Origin of the sequence: Brevibacterium sp., from assembly GCF_022712115.1 — a bacterium.
Classification (GTDB): domain Bacteria; phylum Actinomycetota; class Actinomycetes; order Actinomycetales; family Brevibacteriaceae; genus Brevibacterium; species Brevibacterium salitolerans.
The window spans coordinates 1-3,890 of sequence record NZ_JALAHB010000120.1 but is presented as its reverse complement, the minus strand read 5'-3'; the positions used below and the strand labels follow the sequence as shown (position 1 = coordinate 3,890).

General features: G+C 72.2%; 4 protein-coding genes. 2 read left to right on the top strand and 2 right to left on the bottom strand.

From position 1 onward, the window contains the following. Positions 1-259 (bottom strand): penicillin acylase family protein (locus tag Q0A33_RS07075; RefSeq protein WP_291794738.1); only part of this gene is annotated, 259 nt, incomplete at its 3' end. On the opposite strand from Q0A33_RS07075, the gene Q0A33_RS07070 reads away from it, so the two are divergent. Together Q0A33_RS07070 and Q0A33_RS07065 are read left to right on the top strand one after the other, a co-directional pair. After that, a complete protein-coding gene (locus Q0A33_RS07070) occupies positions 250-1,401 on the top strand; it encodes a hypothetical protein (RefSeq protein ID WP_291794737.1) in 1,152 nt (383 codons plus the stop codon). The two genes, Q0A33_RS07075 and Q0A33_RS07070, sit on opposite strands and share 10 nt — an antisense overlap. A gap of 264 nt (positions 1,402-1,665) precedes the next feature. Then, positions 1,666-2,148 carry a cupin domain-containing protein gene (locus Q0A33_RS07065; RefSeq protein WP_291794736.1) on the top strand — a complete coding sequence of 161 codons (483 nt, stop codon included), beginning with the start codon at positions 1,666-1,668 and terminating at the stop codon, positions 2,146-2,148. Between the two features lie 102 nt (positions 2,149-2,250). Here the strand turns inward: Q0A33_RS07065 and Q0A33_RS07060 are convergent, their stop codons facing one another. Further along, a complete protein-coding gene (locus Q0A33_RS07060) occupies positions 2,251-3,813 on the bottom strand; it encodes an acetolactate synthase large subunit (protein ID WP_291794735.1) in 1,563 nt (520 codons plus the stop codon). Positions 3,814-3,890 lie beyond the last annotated feature (77 nt).

Genomic DNA, 3,890 nt, shown 5'->3' with positions numbered 1-3,890 from the left:
CGAGCAGATCGGCGATGCGCGCCGCGCGGTAGCCGTAGTCCCAGTCGCGCGAGAGGAAGTGGGCGTAGTCGTCGGTCACGATCGCGGTGTTCGCGGTGACGATGTAGCCGGAGCTCGGGTTGTACGCCACCGGGAGCTCCTCGAACGGGATGAAGCCGGTCCAGTCGTAGCTGCTGTCCCACCCTGGCTGGGGCATCCACCCGTCGCCGGCCCCGCGGCCTCCACCTGCCGGAGGCCCACCTCCGCTACGTGGACGCACAGGGCGCGGAGACCCAGGCCTCGGCGTCCATCGTGGACTTCGGCCTGTACTTCTTCCACAACGCGGAGGCCCTCGTGGAGAGCGGTCGCGGCGCGTACTTCTGCATCCCCAAGATGGAGAGCGCGGCCGAGGCCCGCTGGTGGAACCGCATGTTCCTCCTCAGCCAGAGCCTCAAGGGGCTGCCGGTCGGCTCCATCCGCACCACGGCGCTCATCGAGACCCTGGGCGCGGCGATCGAGATGGAGGAGATCATCTGGGAGCTGCGCGATCACTGCGTGGGCCTGCACGCCGGACGCTGGGACTACATCTTCTCCATGATCAAGGCGTTCCGCCACGACCCCACCTTCCTCCTGCCCGACCGCAAGGTCCTCACGATGGACCTGCCCTTCCTGCAGGCCTACACCTCCCGGATCGTCGACGTCTGCCACCGCCGGGGGATCCACGCGCTCGGCGGCATGGCGACGGCGTTCCCGGACCGCGAGGACCCGGAGAAGACGGCCGAGGCCCAGCGGCGGGTCCGCGAGGACAAGCAGCACGAGGCCGCGCAGGGATTCGACGGCACGTGGGTGGCGCACCCCTCCCTCATCCCGGTCGCGCGGGAGGCCTTCGAGGAGGTCCTCGGCGACGACGACAACCAGATCGACTGGGTGCCTCCCACCTCGGGCTCCGGCGAGAACGGCGCCATCACTGCGGAGGACCTCCTCTCCCGTGAGGGGCTGCCCACGACGGAGGACCTCAGCAAGCGGGTGAGCGAGGAGGGTGTGCGCACCAACATCCGGGCCGGCCTCGCGTACCTCAATGCCTGGCTGTCCGGGCAGGGAGCCCTCAAAGTGGACCACCTCGTCGAGGACGTCTCCAGTGTGGAGATCTCCCGTGCCCAGATCTGGCAGTGGATCCGGCGGGGCGTGCAGCTGGACAACGGCCGTGTGCTCACCGGTCTGCTGGTGGACCGGTGGATCGCGGAGGAACTCGCCATCACGGAGCGCAGTCCCGTGGACCACTTCACGGAGGCCGCGGACGTGTTCCGCTCCGGTTCGATGGGTGAGGAGCTGCCGGAGAGCTTCACCGTGGCGGCCTACGACAAGCACCTCGTGGACCGGCGGGCGCGGGCGTTCGGCTCCTTCACCGGAGTCTTCCACTGAGCGGAGTCTCCCAAGGCCCCTGCCGGGCTGCAGCTTCCTCAGGGCGGCCCCTGGCGGGCTGCGGCTTCCCCGGGGCGGCCGCGGGAGCCCGTTCTCCCCGCCTCTGAGAGTTCCGGGCGGTGCGCCGAGGCTGTCCGCACTGCGCACAGCCTGCGCTCACTGAGGCGAGGCGGAGCACCGTGGCGCGCGCGGCGCTGCGCCTCTAGGCTCGGGAGGGAGCCGGCGTGCACGGGGCATGCCGTGGAAGCTGAAGGACGGAGCGCAATGGCATTCGAGGACATCGGACCCGCACCGCAGGCATTCGACATCGAGCAGGCCACCCTGGAGAACGGGGCCTACCGGACCGTCGCCTGGACCGGCCGCTTCCTGCAGGTCACCCTCATGTCGATCCCGGTCGGGGAGACGGTGGGCTTCGAGGTGCACCCGGACACGGACCAGTTCCTCCGGGTGGAAGGCGGCACCGGCCGGTGCATCATGGGGCCGACGGCCGAGGAGATCACCTTCGAGCAGGAGGTGAGCGACGGCTGGTCCATCCAGGTCCCCGCCGGCACCTGGCACGACGTCATCAACACCGGCGACGAACCGCTGAAGCTCTACTCCATCTATGCCCCCGTGCACCACGCCGCGGGCATCGTACAGGACACGGCGGCGCAGGCGGAGGCGGACGAGGCGGCGGGCACGGACGTGCCGCCGGCATGGGCCGGGGTGAAGCCGGAGGGCTTCACCATCGGGTCTCTCCGCAGCTGAGGCGGCCGCCCCCTCAGGCCGGGTTCCCACCGGGGAAGGCGGGCAGGACGCGGCGACCTGCGAGGAGCCGGCCATCCCCTCCGGGCGTGCGGCGGCAGGTGCTCACAGCACCACCTCGACGAGCGCCGGGCCCTGTGCGGCGTGCGCCCGGGCGAAGGCTGCGCTGAGCTCCTCCACGGTCTCCGCCCGCTCCGCCGGCACTCCGAACCCGCGGGCCACGGACACCCAGTCCAGGGTGGGCCGGTCGAGGTCGAGGAGCTGGCCGGCGCGCTCGCCCACGTGCTCCACGCCCACGTTCGCCATCTCGTTCCGCAGTATCTGGTACCTCCGGTTGGCGAACACGAGGGTGACGACGTCCGTGCCCTCCCGCGCCTGGGTCCACAGCGTCTGCGGCATGTACATGCCGGAGCCGTCGGACTCCAGGGCGATGACCTTCCGCTCCGGGCAGGCGATCGCGGCGCCGGTGGCCACAGGCAGGGCCCATCCGATCGACCCTCCCGTGGGGTTGAGCCATTCGTGCGGCCGCGCCCCGCGGGTGGCGGAGTCGAACGCCCATCCGGTGGTGAGGGACTCATCGACCACCACCGCGTCCTCCGGGATCGCATGGGCGAGGAACGCGGCGATCTTCTGCGGGGTGAGGGTGCCCGCGGGCAGCTCCGCCGCCCCCGGCACGGCCAGCGGCGCGGCAGCGGGCGCGGCGGCGCGTGCGGACTCCGGCAGCGCCTCCCAGACCGCCTCGAGGGGGAGCTGCGCGCGGGTGGTGTCCCCGCACAGCTCGATGAACCGGGTGCCGGGCGCGGTGAGTGTGCTGCGCTTGGTCGGATAGGCGAAGAAGGCGACCGGCGGCTGCGCGCCCACGAGCACCAGGGTGTCGAAGCGCGAGAGGAACTCCTGGGCGGCATCGACGGCATAGGGCACCTTCTGCGCCGTGAAGCGCCCGGCGCCACGGGACACGCGCGCAGCGAAGGTGCCGGTGAGGAGTGAGGCGCCGGTGGCCGCGGCGATCCGGGCCGCAGCCTCGAGTGCCTCCGCCCGCGGGGTGCGTCCGCCCAGGAGGATCGCCCCGCGCTCACCGGCCTCGTGCAGGTGCCGCGCGGCGGCCTCGGCGGCGAGCGCGTCCACCCGCGGCCGGGGTGCCTCCAGCGCGGTGGGCGGCACGCCGTCCCGCGGCACTTCGTTCCACGCGGCATCCGCCGGCAGGATGAGTGAGGCCACCCGGCCCCGGCGGGCGACGGTGACCGCGTCCGCGACGTCCGAGGCCAGGGCCCGCTCTCCCGAGGAGGTGCGGACCCAGTGGGAGAACGGGCGGGCCGTGCCTTCGATGTCGCTGGTGAGCGGCGCGTCGAGAGCGCGGTGGTAGCTGGCGTGGTCACCGATCACGTTCACCACCGGCGAGTGCGCGCGCACCGCGTTGTGCAGGTTGGACAGACCGTTGGCGAGCCCGGGGCCCAGGTGCAGCAGCGTGGCCGCCGGCTGGTCCGTCATGCGCGCATAGCCGTCCGCGGCTCCTGTCACCGCCCCCTCGAACAGGCCCAGGACCCCGCGGATGCGCGTGGCGCCCTCCAGTGCGGCCACGAAGTGCATCTCCGAGGTGCCGGGGTTCGCGAAACAGGTGGTGACCCCGTTGTGCTCGAGTGCGGCCAGGAGGGAATCGGCGCCATTCACGTCTGTGCTCCTCGTCGTCGTGCCTCTGCGTCGTCGCCGCGTGCGCCCATCGTCGCACCCGCCTCGGACGCGGGCGG

Coding starts and splice junctions, on each gene's coding strand:
- Q0A33_RS07065 (WP_291794736.1), top strand. CDS start 1,666: ATGGCATTCGAGGACATCGGACCCGCACCGCAGGCATTCGACATCGAG.